19 protein-coding genes are annotated in these 22,224 nt (G+C 70.5%); 9 read left to right on the top strand and 10 right to left on the bottom strand.

From position 1 onward, the window contains the following. Positions 1 to 39 precede the first annotated feature (39 nt). Positions 40 to 537, bottom strand: a complete 498-nt coding sequence (locus tag ACFUN8_RS08290; protein WP_383633326.1) for a DUF2771 domain-containing protein — start codon at positions 535 to 537, stop codon at positions 40 to 42. Positions 538 to 564: 27 nt separating this feature from the next. Then, complete coding sequence (locus ACFUN8_RS08295; RefSeq protein WP_383633330.1) at positions 565 to 1,914, bottom strand: MFS transporter; 1,350 nt, start codon at positions 1,912 to 1,914, stop codon at positions 565 to 567. Positions 1,915 to 2,333: 419 nt separating this feature from the next. Between ACFUN8_RS08295 and ACFUN8_RS08300 the strand changes: the two genes are divergently transcribed. After that, on the top strand, positions 2,334 to 3,263 hold the full coding sequence (locus ACFUN8_RS08300) for a DUF3027 domain-containing protein (RefSeq protein WP_383633333.1): 930 nt from the start codon (positions 2,334 to 2,336) through the stop codon (positions 3,261 to 3,263). Between the two features lie 19 nt (positions 3,264 to 3,282). Here ACFUN8_RS08300 and ACFUN8_RS08305 read toward each other — a convergent pair whose 3' ends face one another. The 3 genes from ACFUN8_RS08305 to ACFUN8_RS08315 all read right to left on the bottom strand — a co-directional run bounded on the left by ACFUN8_RS08305 (position 3,283) and on the right by ACFUN8_RS08315 (position 5,835). Then, positions 3,283 to 3,618: a hypothetical protein gene (locus ACFUN8_RS08305; protein ID WP_383633336.1), complete on the bottom strand. Its 336-nt coding sequence runs from the start codon at positions 3,616 to 3,618 to the stop codon at positions 3,283 to 3,285. 183 nt (positions 3,619 to 3,801) lie between these two features. Continuing rightward, positions 3,802 to 5,061, bottom strand: a complete 1,260-nt coding sequence (locus ACFUN8_RS08310) for a hypothetical protein (protein ID WP_383633339.1) — start codon at positions 5,059 to 5,061, stop codon at positions 3,802 to 3,804. 12 nt (positions 5,062 to 5,073) lie between these two features. Beyond that, positions 5,074 to 5,835, bottom strand: a complete 762-nt coding sequence (locus ACFUN8_RS08315) for a hypothetical protein (RefSeq protein WP_383633342.1) — start codon at positions 5,833 to 5,835, stop codon at positions 5,074 to 5,076. A gap of 60 nt (positions 5,836 to 5,895) precedes the next feature. Between ACFUN8_RS08315 and ACFUN8_RS08320 the strand changes: the two genes are divergently transcribed. Next, complete coding sequence (locus ACFUN8_RS08320) at positions 5,896 to 6,732, top strand: glycosyltransferase family 2 protein (RefSeq protein WP_383633396.1); 837 nt, start codon at positions 5,896 to 5,898, stop codon at positions 6,730 to 6,732. A gap of 6 nt (positions 6,733 to 6,738) precedes the next feature. On the opposite strand, the gene ACFUN8_RS08325 is transcribed toward ACFUN8_RS08320, so the two are convergent. Continuing rightward, positions 6,739 to 7,776 carry an NAD-dependent epimerase/dehydratase family protein gene (locus tag ACFUN8_RS08325; RefSeq protein WP_383633345.1) on the bottom strand — a complete coding sequence of 346 codons (1,038 nt, stop codon included), beginning with the start codon at positions 7,774 to 7,776 and terminating at the stop codon, positions 6,739 to 6,741. A 321-nt stretch (positions 7,777 to 8,097) separates the two neighbouring features. Between ACFUN8_RS08325 and ACFUN8_RS08330 the strand changes: the two genes are divergently transcribed. The 3 genes from ACFUN8_RS08330 (at position 8,098) to ACFUN8_RS08340 (ending at position 13,836) form a co-directional block, all read left to right on the top strand. After that, complete coding sequence (locus ACFUN8_RS08330) at positions 8,098 to 9,456, top strand: XRE family transcriptional regulator (protein ID WP_383633348.1); 1,359 nt, start codon at positions 8,098 to 8,100, stop codon at positions 9,454 to 9,456. A gap of 213 nt (positions 9,457 to 9,669) precedes the next feature. Next, positions 9,670 to 12,780 (top strand): sacsin N-terminal ATP-binding-like domain-containing protein, encoded by a 3,111-nt coding sequence (locus ACFUN8_RS08335; protein WP_383633351.1) that lies wholly within the window; start codon positions 9,670 to 9,672, stop codon positions 12,778 to 12,780. Positions 12,781 to 12,981: 201 nt separating this feature from the next. Then, entirely contained in the window at positions 12,982 to 13,836 is an 855-nt protein-coding gene (locus tag ACFUN8_RS08340) for a DUF5707 domain-containing protein (RefSeq protein WP_383633354.1), read from the top strand. Positions 13,837 to 13,933: 97 nt separating this feature from the next. On the opposite strand, the gene ACFUN8_RS08345 is transcribed toward ACFUN8_RS08340, so the two are convergent. Together ACFUN8_RS08345 and ACFUN8_RS08350 are read right to left on the bottom strand one after the other, a co-directional pair. Further along, the gene (locus ACFUN8_RS08345; RefSeq protein WP_383633358.1) at positions 13,934 to 16,414 is read right to left on the bottom strand and encodes a cation-translocating P-type ATPase; all 2,481 of its coding nucleotides are present in this window, start codon (positions 16,412 to 16,414) and stop codon (positions 13,934 to 13,936) included. Between the two features lie 98 nt (positions 16,415 to 16,512). After that, positions 16,513 to 16,776, bottom strand: coding sequence for a DUF2530 domain-containing protein (locus tag ACFUN8_RS08350; RefSeq protein ID WP_383633361.1), 264 nt, complete (start codon positions 16,774 to 16,776; stop codon positions 16,513 to 16,515). A gap of 220 nt (positions 16,777 to 16,996) precedes the next feature. Between ACFUN8_RS08350 and ACFUN8_RS08355 the strand changes: the two genes are divergently transcribed. Further along, positions 16,997 to 18,415, top strand: a complete 1,419-nt coding sequence (locus ACFUN8_RS08355) for an NCS2 family permease (protein WP_383633364.1) — start codon at positions 16,997 to 16,999, stop codon at positions 18,413 to 18,415. Between the two features lie 32 nt (positions 18,416 to 18,447). Here the strand turns inward: ACFUN8_RS08355 and ACFUN8_RS08360 are convergent, their stop codons facing one another. Then, complete coding sequence (locus ACFUN8_RS08360; RefSeq protein ID WP_354606068.1) at positions 18,448 to 18,630, bottom strand: ribbon-helix-helix protein, CopG family; 183 nt, start codon at positions 18,628 to 18,630, stop codon at positions 18,448 to 18,450. 177 nt (positions 18,631 to 18,807) lie between these two features. Between ACFUN8_RS08360 and ACFUN8_RS08365 the strand changes: the two genes are divergently transcribed. Next, the gene (locus ACFUN8_RS08365; protein ID WP_363242725.1) at positions 18,808 to 19,245 is read left to right on the top strand and encodes a MarR family transcriptional regulator; all 438 of its coding nucleotides are present in this window, start codon (positions 18,808 to 18,810) and stop codon (positions 19,243 to 19,245) included. Between the two features lie 144 nt (positions 19,246 to 19,389). After that, positions 19,390 to 20,742: an MFS transporter gene (locus tag ACFUN8_RS08370; RefSeq protein ID WP_383633368.1), complete on the top strand. Its 1,353-nt coding sequence runs from the start codon at positions 19,390 to 19,392 to the stop codon at positions 20,740 to 20,742. Between the two features lie 15 nt (positions 20,743 to 20,757). Here ACFUN8_RS08370 and ACFUN8_RS08375 read toward each other — a convergent pair whose 3' ends face one another. Further along, entirely contained in the window at positions 20,758 to 21,360 is a 603-nt protein-coding gene (locus ACFUN8_RS08375; RefSeq protein WP_383633372.1) for a Uma2 family endonuclease, read from the bottom strand. 98 nt (positions 21,361 to 21,458) lie between these two features. Here ACFUN8_RS08375 and thpR point away from each other — a divergent pair, with 98 nt between their 5' ends. Next, a complete protein-coding gene (gene thpR, locus ACFUN8_RS08380; protein WP_383633375.1) occupies positions 21,459 to 22,091 on the top strand; it encodes an RNA 2',3'-cyclic phosphodiesterase in 633 nt (210 codons plus the stop codon). Positions 22,092 to 22,224 lie beyond the last annotated feature (133 nt).

Below are 22,224 nucleotides of genomic sequence, written 5' to 3' on the forward strand. Positions count from 1 at the left end.
CTCACCTCAGGAAGTCAGGAAATCAAGTCAGGACCGGGATCAGGTCAGGGACTTGTTCTTCAGCTCGAAGTTCCAGACCCCGGTCACGGCCCGCTTCTTCTCGCTCGTCTCCACGATGCTCAGATTCACGGTCTTGATCGGCTGCCCGTCCTGCGACGAGAAGAACGCGCTGGCCGGGAGGGTCCGGTAGGTGTTCTTGTCCGGCTCCGGCTCGACCCGCTGGCCTTCGATGTAGAAGGTCCAGCCGTTGTCGGCGATCTCCGGGTCGACACCGAAGTGGATCTTGTCGTCGGGTGAGACCGTGAACGTCTTGCGCCCGTCCGTGTCGTTGAGGCACTTCTTCAGCTCCGCCTCCCCGCCCAGCGCCTTGCCGTCGTTGTAGCAGGTCGCCTCGGAGTGCACGGAGTCCGTACCGGCCGTCAGCGTCGAGAGCGGCGTCGGCTTGTCGCAGGCCGAAAGGGCGAGCAGGCCCGCGGACATGGCGCCCAGCGCGACACCGGCCCGGCGGGCCCTGGCAGAGATAAACGCAACGGTCATGGGCCGAAGGCTATCGCCCGGCCGGGCTCAGGCGACGCGCGGGTGCGGCGCGCCGTGCCGGGCCGCGCCGAGCAGCCCCCGTACCGAGAACACCGCCCCGGTCGCCACCAGACCGGCCGCCACCGACATGCCGAGCACCCCGTTGAGCGGCAGGGCGATACCGATCGCGCCGCCCACCACCCAGGACATCTGGAGGAGCGTCTCGGCGCGCGCGAAGGCCGACGTACGGACCTCCTCGGGGACGTCCCGCTGGATGCACGCGTCCAGCGACAGCTTCGACAGCGCCTGGGTGAAACCGGCCGTGGCACCGAGCACCGCGATCATCAGGCCGCCGAAGAACACCGCGGCGAGGATCGCCGCCGTGAGCGCGAGCCCCAGCACCGTCGCGATGATCAACTCCGGCGCGCGGGTCTTGAGCCAGGCGCCCACCGCCGTACCGACCGCGTTGCCCGTACCGGCGGCGACGCCCACGATGGCCAGCGAGACGGCGGCGCTCTGCCCGGCAAGCGGATGCTGGCGCAGCAGGAACGCCAGGAAGAAGATCAGGAAGCCGGAGAGCGCGCGGTGCGCCGCGTTGGCCTGGAGACCGTTGAAGACGGACGGCCCGACCGTCCGCAGACTCGGCCGCTTCTTGCCCGCGCGCGCCATCAGCTGCGCCTTGCGCTCGCCCTTCGCGGAGTCCACCTTCGGCGGCATCGTGAACGCCAGGAACGTACCCGCGACGAAGATCACGAACGCGCCGTAGAGCGGCCACTGCGGCCCGATCTGATGGAGGCCGGCCCCGATCGGGGCCGCCGCACCCGTCGCCAGCAGCCCCGCGAGCGTCACCCGGGAATTGGCCCGGACCAGGGGGAACTTCGGTGGCAGCAGACGTGGCACGACCGCGCTGCGGACGACTCCGTACGCCTTCGAGGCGACGAGCACGCCCAGCGCGGCCGGATACAGCTCAAGACCGCCCGTCGCGACCGCGCCCGACATGGTCAGCGCGAGCAGCGCCCTGGTCAGCATGGCGCCGGCCATCGCGGCCCGGCGGCCGTGCGGCAGACGGTCCAGGAGCGGGCCGATCACCGGGGCCAGGAGTGTGAAGGGGGCCATGGTGACGGCCAGGTAGAGCGCGACGCGGCCACGGGCCTCGTCGGTCGGTACGGAGAAGAAGACCGTCGACGCGAGGGCGACGGTGATCATGACGTCACCCGCGCCGTTCACGGCGTGCAGTTCGATCAGCCGGCCGAGGCCGGATTCGCCCGCGCCGTGCGCGTGCGTGGCCTTGCGGATGCCCTTCGCGGTGCCGGTGAACGGCAGGTGCAGGGCGCGCCCCACCGACCGGCCCGCTCTGCGGATCGGCCCAGCCTCTTCCGACGACCTGACGGCTGCCACCCCGTCATAGTGCCCCCAGTTCGGCCGGGGGAACGCTCGCGACGTCCCTGACGCGCTGAAGTTCGGCTGTTCTTCTCATTACTTTGCCGAGATTTCACGGCGTGTCCGGCCGCCCGCTCCACCGCCGGATCCAGGGCTTTCCGAGGTGCTCGCACCCCCTCCTGACTGCCCGAACACCGGGAAAGGGGGCGTGCGGGTGGGCGGCGGGCGGTGGAGAGGGTAGCGTGCGTAGCGCGCCACCGGCGGTTGTTCTCGGCCGCGCGCCTCTTCGTCATCCCGCAGAATGGTTGACGGTAGGTGTGCCCGGGAGAAGTCGGGCGTGGACGTCGATGCGGCCCTCTGGTCCGCTCCGCCCTCGGCCCGTGCATCGCAAATCGGCCGGCGCACCCGTGAAACGGCGTAGGAGAGAAGCGAGACCTGTGAGTGCTGCGACGACTCGAAGCCGAACCCCTGACCGCCTGTGCGCCGAGGCGGTAGACCTCGCGAGGGCGGCGGCCGAGGAGGCTGCCGCGCCCGGAGTCGTCGGCGAGCACGTGTCGGCGGTGTCCGAAGGTGACCGCGTCGTCACCCATCTCTTCGAATGCAAGGAGATGGGCTACCGCGGCTGGCGCTGGGCGGTGACCGTCGCCCGCGCCTCCCGCTCCAAACTCGTCACCCTTGACGAAACGGTGCTGCTGCCCGGCCCGGACTCCCTCCAGGCACCCGAATGGGTGCCGTGGAGCGACCGGCTGCGCCCCGGCGACATGGGCCCCGGCGATCTGCTGCCGACCGAGGCGGAGGATCTGCGCCTGGAGCCCGGCTACACCGGCGAGGACGCGCCCCCGCCGAACTCCGCCGTGAAGGACGCCGTCACCCCGCAGGCCCTGGCCGACCTGGTCGAGGCGGAGGACATCGAAGACGTCGCGGTGACGGATCGCGACGACACCACTCCGCTCAGCGTCCGCGGCACGATCGCGGCGGTCGCCGAGGAACTGGGCATGCGCCGGGCCAGAGTGCTGTCCCGGTACGGCCTCCACATCGCGGCCGACCGCTGGGACGAGGCGTTCGGCGCGAAGACCCCCATGGCCCAGGCGGCACCCGCCCCCTGTGTCTCCTGCGGCTTCCTCCTGCCGCTCGCGGGCTCGCTGCGCCAGGCGTTCGGCGTCTGCGCGAACGAGTTCTCGCCGGCGGACGGCCGGGTGGTGTCCCTGGCGTACGGCTGCGGCGGCCACTCGGAGGCGGCGGTCATGCCCACCCCGCCCCGCCCGGCCCCGCACGTACTGGACGAACTGCGCGCGGACGCGTTTCCGCTGGGGCCGTCGGGGGACGACGGCGGGGCCGGTACACAGGGGGGCCCCGGCCGGCCGTGAGCCGTCCGGCTCCCGCAGGTCACGCCATGGGCACGGCGGCGTGCGCGGCGGCGTGCGCGGCGCTCCGGTGGCGCCCGGAATAGAGACGGCAGTCGACGGCTTCGCTCAACTCGCCCTCGTCCAAGGCCAGTTGCTCGGCCCACCACCAAGCGACGCACTCCTCGCACTCCGCGCGGGCCTCGGGGGTCGCGGTGCCGCCCGGCACATGGACTTCGTTCGTCCGCCGGACGTCCTCGGGGCGTGCCTCCCATTCGTCCCTACCCGGAAAGGACCGCAGTCGCCACAGCCCGGCGGCGGCCGTTCCCCGGTACTCGCCCAGTCTCCCCACGGCGACATCGAGAACCGCAGCCCCCACTTCCGGTAGCGCCTCGCCGATCATGGCTGGGTCACTCCGAAATTCGCCTGGGATTGTGCGTCAAGAGTCCTTCCGTACGCCGGAGACGTGCCATGCCACGGCGGAAGTGAATTGGCTCTCGCCGAGCGGATGTGCCCGGCGGCTCTCCCCGTCGCGTCCCTGCGCATGGCGGTCATACTCAGCTCAGCCAGACGGGGAACGGGGGTCACGTTGAGCTCGTCGACGGGTTGGAGGCCCCCGCTCGCAGGTCTCCGCCACCCACACCCTGCATCTGGACTCGGGGTAGGCCGGATTGACGCCGATCTCCCCCTTCGGCAGGAAGCCGTTGAACGGCGTCGGGATCCCCTCACCATTCCAGTAGGCCCACGCTTCCAGGGCCTTCGCCTGCTCGAAGGCGAGGTAGAGCTGGGGATACCGCTCGAACATCCGCATCTCGCGGAAGACAGCCTGCCCCAGCAGGGATGGCGCGGCGACGGCGAGCGCGTCGAAGTCCGGGCCTTGGAAGGTGAAGGCTTCCGCGTCCTGGGACAGGTCGAGCGACACGGTGGCGAACAGATACGACAGACGGTCTCTCGTGTACTCGGCCGCGCCGGGTGCCAGCCTCGGCTCGATCCCTGTGACCAGCTCGACCAGGTGGTCGTATCCGGGATGGAAGCGGGACAGATCGAACAACTGCTCCATGCCCTTGGCGGCGGTATGCGCCAAGCGCTTGTACAGGCGGTTGTTCAGCTCACCGGCCTGTGCGTACGTCTTTGTCTCCGCCGTGACGGAGTGGAGCATCAGGTACTCGGACAGCACCTCGAAGTAGAGGTAGCCCAAGAAGGGGAAGTCCTTGATGGCGGCGCTGAGTTGGTCGGTGAACGCGGCGTACGGTGTCCGCTTCCCCGTGGCGTTGGCCAGGAGCACGTCCATGAACGGGGCTGCGGCGCGGATCCTGCCCAGGGCGGCCCGGCGGAGCCGGGCGTCCTCGTCCCCGGTGAGGAAGCTCCGGTGCCGCAGGTAAGTGCGCAGGTGGATCCGGCCCAGTCGAAGGTAGTCGACACCCTTGGCCGGTACGGGGGCGGCCGGGGTGATCTCGAAGACCAGGGTCCGGGTGTGCGGTTTGGTCTCCAGTAGGTACGCGCCCAGGTTGTGCGGACGCAGGCCGGCCCGCTCGGGGGTGAGCGGCGCGCAGTAGAGCGCGGCGACCAGGCAGCCGGAGCTTCCGTACAGCTGACCGCTGGCGCGGATGGCGTCCAGCGCGGTCGTGGTGTGCATCAGGTGGATCGGGCGGCCGCTGGTCAGGGTCTGAGTCATGGCGTTTCCCGCCAGCAGCCAGCCGCCGGGCGTCTCCTGTTGCAGGCGTCGGCGCCAGTCGGCTTCACACTCGGTGAGCCCGGCGGGGACTGAGCGGGTGACGGGACTGGTGAAGTCGGTGTGGGCGTCGTCCCAGTCTGCGTGCATGGCGAGTCTCCATTACTGTCCATGAGCGAGGGTCTGGCGGGCATGAGCGAGCGCTCGGTCCTGGGTGGCGCCTCCCAGTCGTGCCTTCTCGCTCCGCACGACGAGGTCGAAGGCGAGCGGGTGGAGCCAGTGGGGCACGGCGACGCGGAGCCGGGAGGGGTCCGGCCACCAGCGGGTGAGGGGCAGGCGGTAGCGGTCCATGGCGTCTGCGGCCTTCAACAGGTCGACAAGGTGAGGGGCCTGCCGGTAGGCGCGGTCCTGCGCCGTGGTGAATGCCTCGTACGGCACGTCGTGGAGGCCGATGGCGAGCGCCGCCCGCGCGAGTGGGGTCGGCGGGATCTGGTGGCCCATGGCGGCGGTGACGATGCCCTCGTTGGTGGTGAACCAGGTCGCGGCGCGCTGCCCGTGGCCCGGGTCTGCCCTGTCGTTGCGCCTGCGGCAGTCGTGAACAGCCGCAGCGGCGCACAGGGCCAGGGTGTCGTCCAGGTCCAGGCCGTGCTCGGCGGCGAGTACTGACGCGAGCAGGCTGACCCGCGCGCCGTGGCGGATGCCGTGGAGGGAGTCGGCCAACCGGGTGTCCGTGAACCAGGCGGCATCCGGGATAACCATCGTGGCCTGGGGGGACAGGCGAGGCGGGCTGCCGGTGAACGGCGGCCGGTTGCGGGCGATCCAGCCGAGGGTGGCCGGATCCATGGCCTGGTGGGCGGGCAGGCTCCCGTTCGTGGCGAGCTCGTGCAGCGCGGTGACGTTAGGCTTCGGCGATCCGGAGTTCATCTCTGGTTCCTCGGAAGGACGGTTCGAGTGGGTAAGACGCTGGGCGTGGCGATCCTCACGATGGGGACGCGGCCGAACGATCTGGCCGCGCTGCTGGCCTCGGTCAAATCGCAGACGACGCCGGCGACGCGCACCGTGGTGGTCGGCAACGGGTGCTCCCTGGCGGATCTGGACCTGCCACCGTGGGTGGAGGCGGTGGAGCTCCCGGAGAATCTGGGCGTGACCGGCGGACGGAACGTTGCCCTCGGACACTTGCGGGACATGGACCTGGTGCTGGACCTGGACGACGACGGGTTGCTGGTCACAGACACCGACTTCGAGCGGATCACGCAGTTGTACGAGGCGGACCCGGGTTTGGGGATCGTGGGATTCCGGATCGCGGACGAGACCGGGCTCACCCAGCGCCGCCATGTCCCTCGACTGCGGGCAGGTAACCCGATGCGCGGTGGATCAGTGACGACGTTCCTGGGCGGGGCGCACGTGCTGTCAGGGAAGATGCTGGCGCAGGTCGGAGACTGGCCGGCTTCGTTCTTCTTCTCCCACGAGGAGACGGACATGGCCTGGCGCGCGCTGGACGCCGGATGGAAGATCATCTATGAGCCGCATTTGCTGCTCCAGCACCCCAGGACGTCACCCGCTCGGCACGCCTTCTTCTACCGGACCAACGCCCGCAACCGGGTCTACCTGGCCCGGCGTCATCTGCCGACCGTGCTCGTGCCGGTCTACCTGGGTGTGTGGACGGCGCTGACCGTGGCCCGCACTCGGGACATGGCCGGGCTGCGGGCATGGTTCGGCGGCTTCGCCGAAGGCTGGCGCACGCCCTGTGGGACACGCCGGCCCATGCGCTGGTCCACGGTGTGGAACATGACCCGCCTCGGACGACCCCCGGTGCTGTGAGGGCCGTCAGGCGCACTCGGCCCGCAGCCATCTCGGGATCGCCTCGGGCGTGCGCCGTACCCACTCCATGTATCGGTGGACGCCGTCCTCGATGCTGACGGAGGGTTCCCAGCCCAGGAGGTCCTTCATGCGGGTGGTCGTGGCGCAGGCGCCGAGCGGGTCTCCGTGCGGCATTGGTGTCCGGACGAGCGGACTGTCGGGGCAGTGACGACGTACGAGGTCGGCGATCTCCCGGATGGAGGTGGCGCGCCCGGTGCCGACGTTGATCGTCGCCCGGTGGGCGCGCGGGGCGAGAGTGGCCAGCAGGGTGGCGTCGGCGATGTCGTCCACGTGCACGAAGTCGCGGACCTGGGAGCCGCCTCCGTTGAGTTGCAAGGGCAGGCCGAGGACCGCCCTCATGCCGTACCAGGCCACCACCCACGAGTGGCTGTTTTCCTTGATCACCTGCGGCTCTCCGTAGACGGAGAAGTACCGCACGATCGCGTGGGAGTCGCCTTGACCGGCCAGGGCCAGGGTGGTCTGGTGCTCGCCCCAGACCTTGGTGTTGGCATAGACGGACGCAGGGGCCAGCGCGTCGTTCTCGCTGAACCGTGCCGTCCGGCCGGATGATCCACGCCCCAGACCGTAGACGCTGGCTGAGGAGACGAAGACCAGGCGCTTGAGTGTGCCACTGTGCCGGGCCGCGGCGCCCAGCACAGTCTGGGTTCCGGCGATGTTCGCGTGCACTGCGGCCATCGGGTTGCGGGTGCACTCGGCGACATCGGCCAGCGCCGCGGCGTGGACGACGTAGTCGCTGCGCGAGATGAGATCGTCCATCAGCGTGGAGTCGGTGATGTCGCCCGCGACCACGTCCGAGTCGGCGGGAGAGATCCCGAACACGGTCGAGTAGACCTTCGAGTCGTAGGCGTCCAGCCGCCCCACGGCCAGCGGCTTGGCTCCAACAGCCCGAAGCCTGTGGACGATACGGCTTCCGACCAGCCCGAACCCTCCGGTCACGGTGACGGTGGCGCCGGACAGTTCCGCAAGGCGATCCTTGGTGTTCACAGCAGTCGACCCTTCTCGTAGAGACCGCGCGAGCGCGGCCAGAAACGCGTCATGGCAGGGAAAGGCGCGGCGAACGCTCCGGAATCGACACTGTGAAGCTGTGCGAACGGAGGAACGGCCGGGCACTCTCAAGAACAGCGCTTCGACCGGTGCGGAAACAGAGGGCTGGGAGGTGGGCACGGTGGACCGGGTGCAGCACACGCGCTCAGCGGCCCACACCCCCAGGTGTAACTACACCCGAGGCGGGTGATTGCTCCTGCCGCCCGGCCACGAGTGACTGCTAACGTCCAATCAGAACCGTCCCGGACCAGGGGGAAGCTGGTGGACCGCAAGCCAGAACTGAATCCGCTTCGCGAACAGTTGGCCGGCCTTGGGTGGAGTCCGGAACAGCTGATCGCCCGGGTGAACCAGCGCCGCGCCCGGCGCGGGTCTCCGCCTTTGCATCTCAAGACGGGCTACCCGTGGATGCGCGGTGGTCGGCCGTCGGCCGAGACGAGGGCCGACGTACTGGTTGTGCTCTCGCACTACGCCGGGCGCCCGCTGACGGCTGCCGGTCTGGGCTGGGACCGCCCCAGGACACGCCGCCGCCACCGCGCACTGGAGCACCCTTACGACGCCACCGCCACCGAACTGCTCCGTGCGACCCAGGGAGATGTCCCCATGCAGCGACGCTCGTTCATCCTGCTGTCCGGAGCCGTCGCCACCGCGCCGGCACTGGATCTGCTGATGGACGGAGCACCTGAACTGCGCGCGGCCCAGGAGGGCGACAGGGTGTCCCCACAGCTGACGGCAACGGTGGAGCGTGCCGTGCGGCAGGCCCGGGAGCTGGACGACAGCGAGGGCAGCGCCTCCACGCTGCTGTGGACCGGTGGGGTCTGGCAGAACCTTGGCAAGCTGATCACGGAGTGCCGGTACGGTGCGGCCGAAGGCGTGCGCCTGCACACCGCGTACGTCGAGATGTCGGAGACCTACGGGTGGATGCTGTTTGACGCCGGCCACCACCCGCAGGCCCAACGCGTCTACCAGACCGGCCTGCGCCTCGCTCGCGAGGCCGCGGAGGCACCCAGCGTCCACCACGCCACCGTCAACCTCCTTGCCTCGGCCGCCTATCAGGAGTCCTGGCTCGGTCAGTACCACGAAGCCTCGACCCTCCTTGAAGTCGCCGAGAATCGCAGGCCCCAGGCCCTGACCCCGCGCCTGCGGGCGGTGCTGGAAATGCGCCGCATCGCACTGGCGGGTCAGATGGGAGACACCGAAGCGGTGCGTCGCGCCGATGGCCGGACTCGTACCCACCTGGCCTCCGTCCGCGACAGTGAAGAACCCTGGTGGACCCTGTGGCTTGGCTCCTCGGCGGTTGATGCCCAGACCGGCCGGGCCCTGCTCGCCGCTCGCCACCCCGATCTTGCCGAGCCCTACCTCGGCGGCCGCACGGTCGACGACGCCGAGGGCTATCCTCGCGACAGGATGCTCTTCGCCAGCGAACTGGCCGATGCCCGCGCCCAGACCGGCGACATCACCGGAGCGGTCAATGCCACACGGCAGGCCCTGACCCTGGCCGAGCAGGTCGGTTCCCACCGTGTCCACCACCACCTGCAATGCGTGATCGCCACCTTCCGCCAACAGCACGGCACCCACCCCGGTGTCCGAAACCTGCTCGGCGACCTGCCCCAGGCTGTCTGATCTGTCCTCGCCCCACTGGGGGAATCCATCCCCAAGTTCCTCGGATCGGGAGAGGGACACGGCGACTCGGAGGACCCGGGCGGCTCCTGATCAGCCGAGCCCACCGGGATAATGGACCCGCACCCCGCCCAAGGCGCCCCGCGCGGTACGTTCGGGCCCGCACACTTACCGAGTAGCGGACCGGTAGGCGGACGGACAGAGCGGAGTCACAGGGTGAGCGTCACGACGACCGAGGGAGCCGATCCGTTCGGAACGGGTCGGCTGCGGCGTGCGGTGCTGGACTCGTGGGCGGCCGGACCCGCTCGCTTCCGGGAGGACGCCAACGCCGAGGAGGACCTCGCACTCGGCGGCTACCGTGACCGGCTGGTCGTCGAACTGGCGCAGAACGCCGCCGACGCCGCCGCCCGCGCGGGCACCCCCGGGCGGCTCCGGCTCACGCTGCGGCCCGGCACCGCCGAGGGCCCCGCCGTGCTCGTGGCCGCCAACACCGGTGCGCCCCTCGACGCGACCGGTGTCGAATCCCTCAGTACCCTGCGCGCCTCCGCCAAGCGCGAGGGGCACGAGTCCGCCGTCGGGCGGTTCGGCGTCGGGTTCGCCGCCGTCATCGCCGTCAGTGACGAGCCCGCCGTCGTCGGACGGCACGGCGGGGTCCGCTGGTCCCTCGCCGAGGCGCGCGGGCTGGCCCGGCAGGCCGCCGAGGCGAGCCCGGGACTCGGCGACGAACTGCGGCGCCGGGACGGGCACGTACCGCTGCTGCGGCTGCCGCTGCCCGCCGAGGGCAGCGCGCCCGAGGGCTACGACACCGTGGTCATCCTGCCCCTGCGGGACGGAACCGCGCTCGATCTGGTGGAGCGGCTGCTCGCCGCGATCGACGACGCGCTGCTGCTGACGCTGCCGGGGCTCGAAGAGATCGTGGTCGAAACCCCCGACGGCGAGCGGGTGTTGAGGCGCGGCGTGCACGGCGCGTATGTGCACGTGGAGGACAGCGCGGCCGACGCCGTGAGCCGCTGGCGGGTCGTCAGCCGTCACGGGGCCACCGACCCCGCGCTGCTGGAGGGCCGGCCCGTCGAGGAACGCCTGCGGCCCCACTGGGCGGTCACCTGGGCCGTCCCCGTGGACGGCGAGGGTGCGCCGGTCCCGCCCCGTACCGCGCCCGTCGTGCACGCCCCGACACCGACCGACGAACCCCTGGGCGTGCCCGCCCTGTTGATCGCCTCGCTGCCGCTGGACACCACCCGGCGGCACCCCGCGCCCGGACCGCTCACCGACTTCCTCGTGGAGCGCGCCGCCGACGCTTACGCCGAACTGCTCGGCGACTGGCGGCCGGTGTCCACCGGCACCATCGACCTGGTGCCGGGACCGCTCGGCAAGGGCGAGCTGGACGGGGTGCTGCGCGCCGCGATCCTCAAGCGCCTGCCGCGCGTCGCCTTCCTCGAACCGGCCGCTCCCAGCGAGGAGTTGACCGCGCTGCGGCCCTTCGAGGCGGAAGTCGTGGAGGGCGCGGGGGACGAGACCGTACGCGTACTGGCCGAAGTACTGCCCACGTTGCTGCCCGCCGGGCTCGAACGGCGCACGGAGCTGCGGTCCCTGACGGTGGGCCGGCTGCCCCTCGGCGACGCCATCGAGCGCATCGGCGGCAGTGAGCGCGCCCCCGAGTGGTGGCGGCGTCTCTACGAGTCGCTGGCCGGCGTCGACCCGGACCGGCTGTCCGGGCTGCCGGTACCGCTCGCCGGCGGCCGTACGGCGGTCGGCCCCCGGCGGGTCCTGCTGCCGCTCACCGACACGCCCGCCGATCTCGCCAGGCTCGGCCTGAAGGTGGCGCACCCCGACGCCGCCCACCCGCTGCTGGAGAAGCTGGGCGCGCTCCCCGCCACCCCGCGTGCCGTGCTGACGACCCCGGAGGTACGGGCGGCGGTCGCCGCCTCGCTGGACTCCGGTGATTTCTGGGACCAGGACCCGCGGAACCGGCTGGACGCCGAGGAGTTGGCCGAGACGGTCCTCGCCCTGGTGCGGGACGCGGACCTGGACGTCGGCGACGAGCCGTGGCTGGCCGCGCTCGCCCTGCCCGACGAGGAGGGCGAACTCGCACCCGCCGGTGAACTCGTCCTGCCCGGCAGCCCGTTCGCCGCCGTCATGCGCGAGGACGAACTCGCCCTGTGCGACGCCGACCTGGCCGAACGCTGGGGCGAACAGCCGCTCGCCGCCTGCGGCGTGCTGGCCAACTTCACCCTCGTACGCGCCACGGACGTCGTCCTGGACCCCGACGAACTGGAGCCGCGCGACGGCGACTTCGCCGAGCCGGACGACGCCGGCCTCCTGGACGCCGTCGACGTGTGGTGCGAGGACGTCCTGGACCGGCTGCCCGAGACGCCCGTGCCGCCGGTCGCCACCGAGATCGTCGCCGTACGCGACCTGGACCTCGTGGACGACGACGCCTGGCCGGCGGCACTCGCCCTGCTGGCGCGGCCGCCCCTGCGGGACGCGCTGACCGCGCCCGTACGGGTCCTGCTGCCCGACGGCACGACCGAGAGCGTCCGCTCGTACACCGCCTGGTGGCTGCGCGACCACCCCGTGCTCGACGGGCGCCGCCCGGCCGGTCTGCGCGCGGAGGGCGGCGATCCGCTGCTGGCCGGGCTGTACGACTCCGTGGACGCGTCCGGCTTCGAGGACGCGCAGGTGCTGCGCGCCCTGGGCGTACGGACCTCGGTCGCCGCCCTGCTGGACGAGCCGGGGGGCGCCGCCGAGCTGCTGACCCGGCTGGCCGACCCCGACCGTGAGGTGACCGCTCGTCAGCTGCACGCCCTCTACACCGCCATCGCCGACCTCGACCCCGAACAGGTCACCCTGCCCGACGAGTTGCGCGCCGTCGTGGACGGCGAGGTGCGGATCGTGGACGCGGCGGACGCCGTGATCGCGGACGTACCCGACCTGCTGCCGCTGGCGGGCGGGCTGCCGCTGCTGCCGGTGGCCCCGGCCCGCGCCGGGGACCTCGCGGAGCTGCTGCAGGTCGGGCGACTCGGCGAGAGCGTCACGGCGGAGGTGACGACGCGGGGCGAGGAGTACGAGGTACCGGAGTCCGTCCACGTACTGCTGGGCGCCGGCACCCCCGACACCTACATCGAGCACGAGCGACTGCTGGCGGGCGGCGTGGAGCTGGACTGGCGGCGCACACCGGACGGCACGGTCCACGCGGCCACCGTGGAGGGTGTCGCGGCCGGGCTGGCGTGGGCGGCTGGGCAGTGGCCGCGCCGCTTCGAGGTGGCCGCGCTGCTGGAGGACGCGTCGCGTACGGAGGAACTGGCGCGGGACCGCTGGTTCGACTGACGGCTCACGAGTGGCGGGCGGCGACTCACGAGCGGCGAGCGGCGGTTCACGAGTGGCAGGTGACGGCTCACGAGGCGCCACCGACCACTCGCGACCCAGATGTGTGACCTTCACGAAAAAGTCACGCGGCGCACAACCATCGGTCCGCACTTCTCGTCTGAACAGGCGAGCCAACAGGCTCACTGACCAATGGGGAATTGCATGCGAATCCGTGCCACTGTCGCCGTCGCGACCGGTGCCCTGGCTCTGTCCGCCCTCGCCGTGCCGGCCTCCCAGGCCGCTCCCGCGGACGATCGTCCGGGCGTGCCCGCCTACGGCTCCGCCACGCACCAGGGCTCCACCGCCGCGCCGAAGGGCAAGGCCAGGGCGGCCGTTGAAGCCCCGGTGATCAGCAAGGCCGTGGTGAACGGTGGCAAGCCCATCGTCGTCGGCGCCAAGGCCGTCAAGAAGGTCGCCGTCTCGATCACCGCGTCGCACCCGTCCGGCATCGTCGACGCCGACGCGATCATCTGGACCGGTGTCGGCCTGGACGACCCGGACTCCTTCGGGTTCGGGTCGCCCGCCCCCTTCACGTGCAAGGCGGCGAACGCCACCACCTCCACCTGCACGCAGAACATCGAGATCGACCCGGACTGGCTCCGCAACAGCGACACGAAGACCTGGAACGTCGGCGTCTGGGTGACGTCCAACGACACCTACAGCGCGCAGAACGACAAGTTCGGCAAGACGAAGCTCCAGCGCCTGTCCAAGCTGGACGTCAACGCCGCCCCCGAGCCGGTGCGGCCGGGCGGCACGATCACCATCACGGGCAAGCTGTCCCGCGCCAACTGGGAGACGGGCACCTACAAGGGCTACTCCACCCAGCCCGTGCAGCTCCAGTTCCGCAAGAAGACCAGCGACACCTACACCACGGTGAAGACGGTCAAGACCTCCACCACCGGGACGCTGAAGACCACCGCCAAGGCGACCGTGGACGGCTACTGGCGCTGGAACTTCGCCGGTACGTCGACCACCCCGGCGATCATCCCGGCCGGCGACTTCGTGGACGTCAGCTAGTCCGAGCAGTCGTCGAAGCAGTCGTCGAAGCAGTCGTAGCGAGGGCCCCGCGCAGCACGCGCGGGGCCCTCGCCGTCTCCGTCACTCTTCGCCGGGCCTACGCCGGGTACCTCCGGTCCACCCACCGCCACGCCACTTCCAGCAGCACCGCGCCCACGCCCGCGATCGCCACCGCCGTCCACGGCATCGTCGTGCCCACCAGCTTCAGCGCGAAGAAGTCCTGGAGCCACGGCACCACCAGCACGACCAGGAAGAGGAACCCCATCGCCAGCACCAGTCCCACCCGCCACCAGGTGTAGGGGCGGGCGATGATCACCAGGACCCACATCGAGACCAGGAACAGCGTCAGCGTCGCCGCGCTCGTCTCGGCGGCGAGCGCGCCCGATCCGCTGTAGTGCGCGCGGGCCAGCAGATACGTCGCGAAGGTGGTGCCGGCGGCGACGATGCCGCTGGGGATCGAGTACCGCATCACCCTGCGTACGAAGTTCGGCCGCGCGCGCTCCTTGTTGGGCGCGAGCGCCAGGAAGAACGCCGGGACGCCGATCGTCAGCGTCGAGATCAGCGTCAGATGCCGGGGCAGGAACGGATACTCCACCTGCGTGCACACCACCAGGACGGCCAGCAGCACGGAGTAGACCGTCTTCGTCAGGAACAGGGTCGCGACGCGGGTGATGTTGCCGATCACCCGGCGGCCCTCGGCCACCACCGAGGGCAGCGTGGCGAAGCTGTTGTTGAGGAGCACGATCTGGGCGACCGCCCGCGTCGCCTCCGACCCCGACCCCATGGCCACGCCGATGTCGGCGTCCTTCAGGGCGAGCACGTCGTTCACACCGTCACCGGTCATCGCGACCGTGTGGCCGTGCGACTGGAGCGCGCCCACCATCTCCCGCTTCTGCTGCGGGCTGACCCGGCCGAAGACCGACGCCGAGTCGAGCGCCCGCGCCATCTCGTCGCGGTCGGTGGGCAGTTGGCGCGCGTCGACCGTACGGTCCGCGCCGGACAGCCCGAGCTTCGCGGCCACGGCGCCGACCGAGACCGCGTTGTCGCCGGAGATCACCTTCGCCGCGACGTCCTGGTCGGCGAAGTAGGTGAGGGTATCCGCGGCGTCCGGGCGCAGCCGCTGCTCCAGTACGACGAGGGCCGTCGCCACCGCGCCGTCCGTCACGTCGGGCGCGTCGAGAGGGGTGTTGCCGTCGACGCGGGCCAGCAGGAGCACCCGTAGACCCTGCTCGTTGAGGGTGTCGATTTCGGCGAGCGTGGCATCGCCGGCGGGCAGCAGGACATCGGGCGCGCCGAGGAGCCAGCCGACCGGCCCGCCGTCCGACTCCGGGTGACCGTCGGCGTCCGGTGCGAACGTGGCGCCGCTGTACTTGCGGGCCGACGAGAACGGCAGCGCCGCCGTGGCACGCCACCCCGACTCGTCCGGATACGCGTCGATGATCGCCTGGAGGCTGGCGTTGGGCCGGGGGTCGGACGCGCCGAGGGCGCCGAGCACCTTGCGTACGTAACCCTCGTCCGTGCCGTTCAGCGGCCGCAGCTCCGTGACGTCCATGCCGCCCTCGGTGAGCGTGCCCGTCTTGTCGAGACAGACGACGTCGACCCGGGCCAGGCCCTCGATCGCGGGCAGCTCCTGGACGAGGCACTGCTTGCGGCCGAGCCGGATGACGCCGATCGCGAAGGCGACCGAGGTCAGCAGGACCAGGCCCTCCGGGATCATCGGGACGATGCCGCCGATGGTCCGGGCGACGGAGTCCTTGAAGTTGTTCTCCTTGACGACGAGCTGACTGATGATCAGCGCGACCGCCGTCGGGACCATCATCCAGGTGACGTACTTCAGTATCGTGCTGATGCCGTTGCGCAGTTCGGACTGGACGAGCGTGAAGCGCGAGGCCTCCTCGGCGAGTTGGGCCGCGTACGCCTCCCGACCCACCTTCGTCGCCCGGAACGCGCCGCCGCCCGCGACCACGAAACTGCCCGACATCACCGTGTCGCCGGGGTGCTTGAGCACCGGGTCGGCCTCACCGGTGAGCAGCGACTCGTCGACCTCCAGATTGTCGGCCTCGACGATCTCGCCGTCCACGACGACCTTGTCGCCGGGGCCGAGTTCGACGACGTCTCCGAGGACGATCTCGGAGGTGGAGATCCCGGCCGCGACGCCGTCCCGCCGTACGACCGGCTTGGCCTCGCCGATGACGGCCAGACCGTCGAGGGTCTTCTTGGCGCGCAGCTCCTGGATGATGCCGATTCCGGTGTTCGCGATGATCACGAAGCCGAAGAGGCTGTCCTGGATCGGCGCGACCAGGAGCACGATCGCCCAGAGGATCCCGATGAGCGCGTTGAAGCGGGTGAAGACGTTGGCGCGGACGATCTCGGCGGTGGAACGGCTGCTGCGTACGGGAACGTCGTTGACCTCGCCCCGCGCGACCCGCTCGGCGACCTCCGCGGCCGTCAGCCCGGTGGCGCGGCGGGCCGACCCGGGCAGCTCCTGCGGGTGGACGGGGTCGAGCTCCGCCCCCGCGTCGATGGAGGGGCCGCGCGGCTCGCCGCCGCCGGTGTCGGTCTTCGCCCGCTGTGTCATGAGGTCGACGTTACGGCGGTGAGGGGGCGTTCACCCGCCGCGACCCCGAAGATCCGACCGAGGTACGAGAGCTCGTGACCGCAAGTCCACCCACGGCACTACGGCTGTACGTCTGCGCCCGCCCGCGACCGCTTGATGGCGGCGTCGCGCCTGCGGACGTACCAGATCCCGATCAGGCCGAGCCCGGCACCGGCCAGACAGGTCCACAGCCACCAGAGGTGCCCGTGGTCGTCGAACCACCCGTAGAAGGGGAGCTGCACAAGAAAGAGGACGAACCAGATGACGGTGCCGCCGACGATGGTCGGGACGATCGGCCCCTCCAGGGGCTCGGGTGCCTCGTGCGTCGGGGTCCATTTGGCCATGACGTCAGTCTATGCGGGGCGGTCGCGGGGTGGTCGCGGGCCGGTCGCGAGGCAGTGGCTGGGCTGTCGCGGGCGGGCCGGTCGCCGGGCGCCAGGGGGCTCTACGCGCGGAGATAGCGATCACCGGCCCATCTGTTCATACTGAAACGGTTTTGCGAATGGCCTGTTCTGTTCGTTCGAACGCCCAGCATCCAGTGATCACCACGACTGAGGGTTGCGCATGCCCGTCCAGGACAAGGCCACCGCTCCGGTCGCCGTCGACCGCTTCTTCAAGATCTCGGAGCGCGGCTCCACCGTCGCCCGCGAGGTGCGCGGAGGCTTCGCCACCTTCTTCGCGATGGCCTACATCATCGTGCTGAACCCGATCATCCTCGGCAGCGCGAAGGACATGTACGGCCACCAGCTCGACAGCGGCCAGCTGGTCACCGCCACCGTGCTGACCGCGGCCTTCGCCACCCTCCTGATGGGCGTCATCGGCAACGTACCGATCGCGCTCGCCGCCGGGCTCGGCGTCAACACGGTCGTCGCGCTCCAGCTCGCCCCCAGGATGAGCTGGGCCGACGCGATGGGCATGGTCGTCCTGGCCGGTTTCCTGGTGATGCTGCTGGTCGCGACCGGCCTGCGGGAACGGGTGATGAACGCCGTACCGACCAGCCTGCGCAAGGGCATCGCCATCGGTATCGGCCTCTTCATCATGCTGATCGGCCTGGTCGACTCCGGCTTCGTCTCCCGTATCCCGGACGCCGCCCACACCACCGTGCCGCTCCAACTCGGCTCGGACGGCCACCTCAACGGCTGGCCCGTGCTGGTCTTCGCGCTCGGCGCGCTGCTCACCCTCGTACTGATCGTCCGCAAGGTGCCCGGCGCGATCCTGATCTCGATCGTGACGATGACGGTCGTGGCGCTCGTCATCGAGGCGGTCGCCGACGTACCGAGCTGGGGCCTGACCACCCCGAAGTGGCCGGGCAACCCCGTGGACAGCCCGGACTTCGGACTGCTGGGCGATTTCAGCCTCTTCGGCGGCTTCGAGAAGGTCGGCGTCCTCACCGGCGTCCTCTTTGTCTTCACCGTGCTGCTGTCCACCTTCTTCGACGCGATGGGCACGATCCTCGGCGTCGGCGACGAGGCGAAGCTGATGGACGAGAAGGGGCGGCTGCCCGGGATCAACCGGGTGCTGTTCGTGGACGGCATCGCCGTCGCGTCCGGCGGTGCGACCTCGTCCTCCGCCACCACCTGCTTCGTGGAGTCCACGGCGGGTGTCGGCGAAGGCGCGAGGACCGGACTGGCGTCCGTCGTGACGGGCGCGCTCTTCTCGCTGGCGCTGTTCCTCACCCCGATCGCGACGATGGTGCCGTCCCAGGCGGCGACGCCCGCGCTGCTGGCGGTCGGCTTCCTGATCCTCGCCGGATCGGTCCGGGACATCGACTGGACCGACTACACCGTCGCCGTGCCCGCGTTCCTGGCGATGGTGCTGATGCCGTTCACGTACTCGATCACCAACGGCATCGGCATCGGCTTCATCACCTTCAGCCTGCTGCGGCTGGCGGTGGGCCGGGGCCGCGAGGTGCCGGTGGCGATGTACGTCGTGTCGGCGGTCTTCGTCTTCTACTACGCGATGCCGGCGCTGGGCCTGACCTAGGCCGTGTCGACGCCGGGGGCCCGCGGTGCCGCTCACGCGGCCCCGTAGAACCTCTCCGTCTCGTCGACGGACGCCCGGAAGCGTTCGTCGAAATCGTCGCGCATGAGCGTCCCGACCACATAGTCCTGGACGCTCATTCCCCGTCTGGCGGCATGCTGCCGAAGCCGGTCGAGCAGCTCACCGTCTATCCGCAGGCTGAGCACTGTCGATCCCATGCCGACCAGGGTCGGGGGCCGGTGCGCGCCCTGGTGTGACTTTCCGCGGTTGTCTCACTCGTACGAGTGAGCTAGAGCCGCTCGATGTGTGACGCGATGTGTGGGATCTGTGCGACCTGGTGAGGGAGACGCGTTTTCCATTTTCCTTAGCTTAGGTAATGAGTTACGCTAAACAACATGCCTGACCTATCCCACGGCGACGACGCGGCCGCCGTGAACGCACTCCGCTCGGCCGTCATGCGGCTGGGCCGGCGACTCAAGCACCAGCGCGTCGACGAGTCGCTCAGTCCGACCGAGATGTCGGTGCTCGGCACCCTCGCCCGGTGCGGCTCGGCCACCCCCGGTGAGCTGGCCCGCAAGGAGCACGTACAGCCGCCGTCGATGACGCGCATCGTGGCGCTGCTCGAAGCCAAGGGACTGGTCCGGCTGGAGCCGCACCCCGACGACCGCCGGCAGAAGGTGGTCACGTCGACCGAGCGGGCCGAGGCCATGCTCGAAGAGAGCCGCCGTAAGCGCAACGCGTGGCTGACCGCTGTGGCGGAGGGTCTGGACGAGGACGAATGGGCCAAGCTCCGCGCGGCCGCGCCGGTACTGGAAAAGCTCGCGCACTTGTAACTACCCGCCTGTAACTACCCGCCGACCAACGCCGTTTCGTGAACTACCGCCGTCCCGGCTCGCACCTCCGCGAGCCCCAACCCCCTGGGAAGCCCGTACGCGTCCGCAGACGAATGTTGTCAACGCCGAGGAGGCGAACCGATTTTGAGTACGGGATCCGGAGCAGACTCCGCCCCCGCACCGACCACCCCCGACCCCGTTCAACAGACCGCACAACCCCGCACGAGCATGTTCAGCTCGCTGAAGATCCGTAACTACCGGCTCTTCGCCACCGGACAGGTTGTGTCGAACACCGGCACCTGGATGCAGCGCATCGCCCAGGACTGGCTGGTGCTCACCCTCACCGGATCCTCCACGGCCGTCGGTATCACCACGGCCCTCCAATTCCTGCCGATGCTGCTCTTCGGCCTGTACGGCGGTGTCATAGCCGACCGGTGCAACAAGCGCACCCTGCTGCTCGGCACGCAGGCCGCCATGGGAATCACCGGCCTCGCGCTCGCCGCCCTCACCCTCAGCGGTCAGGTCCAGGTCTGGCACGTGTACGCCACGGCCTTCGTACTCGGCCTGGTCACGGTGGTCGACAACCCGGCGCGGCAGTCGTTCGTGCACGAGATGGTCGGCCCGGACCAGCTCCGTAACGCCGTCAGCCTGAACTCCGCCAACTTCCAGTCCGCCCGGCTCGTGGGCCCGGCCGTCGCCGGTGTCCTGATCACCGCGGTCGGCAGCGGCTACGCCTTCCTGCTCAACGGATTCTCCTTCATCGCACCGCTCACCGCCCTGCTGCTGATGCGCAACTCCGAGCTGCTGAAGGTCGAACGCACCCCGCGCGGCAAGGGCCAGTTGCGGGAAGGGCTGCGTTACGTCGCGGGCAAGCCCGAGCTGATCTGGCCCATCGTGCTCATCGGCTTCATCGGCACGTTCGGCTTCAACTTCCCGATCTGGCTGTCCGCCTTCGCGGACGACGTCTACCACGCGGGCGCCGGTACGTACGGCCTGCTCAACACCCTGATGGCGGTCGGCTCCCTGATCGGCGCCCTGCTCGCCGCGCGCCGGGGCACGTCCCGGATGCGGCTGCTGGTGGCCGCGGCGGTCCTCTTCGGTGTGCTGGAGATCGTGACCGCGTTCGCGCCGACGTTCTGGCTCTTCGCGGCGCTGCTGGTGCCGGTCGGCATGTGCGGCCTGACGGTCAACGTGACCGCCAACTCCAGCATCCAGATGGCCACGGACCCGGCCATGCGCGGCCGGGTGATGGCCCTGTTCATGATGGTCTTCACGGGCGGTACGCCACTGGGCGCCCCGCTCGTCGGCTGGGTCACCGACACGTACGGCGCGAGGGTCGGCTTCGCGGCCGGCGGCGCGGTCGCCGCCCTGGCGGCGGTGGGCGTGGGCGTGATGCTCGCGCGGGTGGGCGACCTGCGGGTGAAGATCGACCTGCGGCGGGGGCGTCCGCATGTGACGTTCGTGCCGAAGGAGCAGCCGCTGGCGACGGCGGCGTGATCGTGGGGGCGGCGGTCAGTTACGGGGGAACTCGTCGGTTTTGATGGTCAGACCGACCACGGTGTCCTTGAGCTTGATCTCCTCGCCGAAGTCGACGGTCCGGTCGACGGTGTATTCGTCCTTCTTCGGTTCGGTGAAGACGCGGCAGCGGCCGATGTACGGATCGACGACGACATAGACGGGCACGCCGGCGGTCGCGTAGGCGGCTTTCTTCGGGCCGTAGTCGTTGAGGGCGGTGGACTTGGAGATCACTTCCGCCACCAACTCGATGTCCTCGTAGTCCCAGAGGCCCTTCGCGTTCTTCACGGCGTCGCCGGACAGCGCGACGACATCGCAGGCGAAGCCGTTCAGATGCCCGGGAAAGTCGAAGCGGACGTCGGACTTGACCTGGCTGCGCGCGTACCCGGAAGCCCGCAGTTGGTCGTAGATGTCCGCGATGATCTCCCAATGGGTGTCCCGTTGCGGCGACATGAAGATGTTCCCCCCGACGATCTCGGCCTTGTATCCCTCGGGGACGGGCAACTGCTCAAGCCACTCGAACATCCTGTCCAGAGTCAGCTTGTCTTTTTCGTCGCTCTCGTCGGCCATGGCGATCCTGTCGGTGTCTACGACGGTCATCGTGGCGCTCCTCCCCGCTGCCGTACGAAATTCGGCAGCCGCGCGGTACAACGATAACCACGGTGACCCGGTCACGCCCGGATGCCAGACTGGCCGCCATGCGTCTCTTCGCCGCCGTACTGCCGCCCGCCCACGTCGCCGACGAACTCGCCGCGGCCGTCGATCAGCGGCTGCGGGGGCTCCCCGGAGCCGGCGAACTGCGGTGGACCGGGCAGGCGGGGTGGCACTTCACGCTTGCCTTCATGGGCGAGGTCGACGACGCGGTGGTGCCCGAGCTGACCGAGCGGCTGGAGCGGGCGGCGCACCGTACGGAAGCGTTCCCGCTACGGCTCCACGGCGGCGGGCACTTTGGCGGGCGCGCCCTGTGGGCCGGTGCCGCCGGGGGCATCGCGGAGCTGCGGCGCCTCGCCGAACGCGCGGATGCAGCCGCGCGCCGGACCGGGCTGCCGATGGAGGAGCACCGCGCCTACCGGCCGCATCTCACGCTGGCCCGTACGCGGGTCGACACCGACCTGAGCCCGTACGCCGCCGCTCTCGACGGCTTCGAGGGGACGCCGTGGGAGGTCGGGGAGCTGGCGCTCGTACGGAGCAGGCTGCCCGTGGCCGGGGTGGCGGGCGAGCAGCCGAGGTACGAGACGCTGGCGCGCTGCCCGATGGCGAGGCCCGCCGCGAGCCCCACCACGAGCCCCACCGTGAGGCCCGGCGCGAAGCCCGGCGCCGAAGGCCGTTAACCTCGACGCGTGGACCCCAAAACCCGGAACCGGATCATGGCCGCCGCGCTCGTGCTGATGTTTGTGATCGTCGCCGTGACGGCGGCGTTCGGCTAGCCCGTGTACGAGGGCGGGCGCGGCCCCGAGGCCGCGC

The sequence above is a fragment of the Streptomyces sp. NPDC057307 genome, assembly GCF_042667665.1.
Classification (GTDB): Bacteria; Actinomycetota; Actinomycetes; order Streptomycetales; family Streptomycetaceae; genus Streptomyces.

Excerpts from the sequence above, each read along its gene's own strand:
- ACFUN8_RS08360 (WP_354606068.1), bottom strand. The coding sequence starts at position 18,630 with ATGGGATCGACAGTGCTCAGCCTGCGGATAGACGGTGAGCTGCTCGAC.
- ACFUN8_RS08375 (WP_383633372.1), bottom strand. The coding sequence starts at position 21,360 with ATGACCGTCGTAGACACCGACAGGATCGCCATGGCCGACGAGAGCGAC.
- ACFUN8_RS08365 (WP_363242725.1), top strand. The coding sequence starts at position 18,808 with ATGCCTGACCTATCCCACGGCGACGACGCGGCCGCCGTGAACGCACTC.
- thpR (WP_383633375.1), top strand. The coding sequence starts at position 21,459 with ATGCGTCTCTTCGCCGCCGTACTGCCGCCCGCCCACGTCGCCGACGAA.
- ACFUN8_RS08315 (WP_383633342.1), bottom strand. The coding sequence starts at position 5,835 with ATGAACTCCGGATCGCCGAAGCCTAACGTCACCGCGCTGCACGAGCTC.
- ACFUN8_RS08320 (WP_383633396.1), top strand. The coding sequence starts at position 5,896 with ATGGGGACGCGGCCGAACGATCTGGCCGCGCTGCTGGCCTCGGTCAAA.
- ACFUN8_RS08350 (WP_383633361.1), bottom strand. The coding sequence starts at position 16,776 with ATGGCCAAATGGACCCCGACGCACGAGGCACCCGAGCCCCTGGAGGGG.
- ACFUN8_RS08290 (WP_383633326.1), bottom strand. The coding sequence starts at position 537 with ATGACCGTTGCGTTTATCTCTGCCAGGGCCCGCCGGGCCGGTGTCGCG.
- ACFUN8_RS08345 (WP_383633358.1), bottom strand. The coding sequence starts at position 16,414 with ATGACACAGCGGGCGAAGACCGACACCGGCGGCGGCGAGCCGCGCGGC.
- ACFUN8_RS08355 (WP_383633364.1), top strand. The coding sequence starts at position 16,997 with ATGCCCGTCCAGGACAAGGCCACCGCTCCGGTCGCCGTCGACCGCTTC.
- ACFUN8_RS08340 (WP_383633354.1), top strand. The coding sequence starts at position 12,982 with ATGCGAATCCGTGCCACTGTCGCCGTCGCGACCGGTGCCCTGGCTCTG.
- ACFUN8_RS08310 (WP_383633339.1), bottom strand. The coding sequence starts at position 5,061 with ATGCACGCAGACTGGGACGACGCCCACACCGACTTCACCAGTCCCGTC.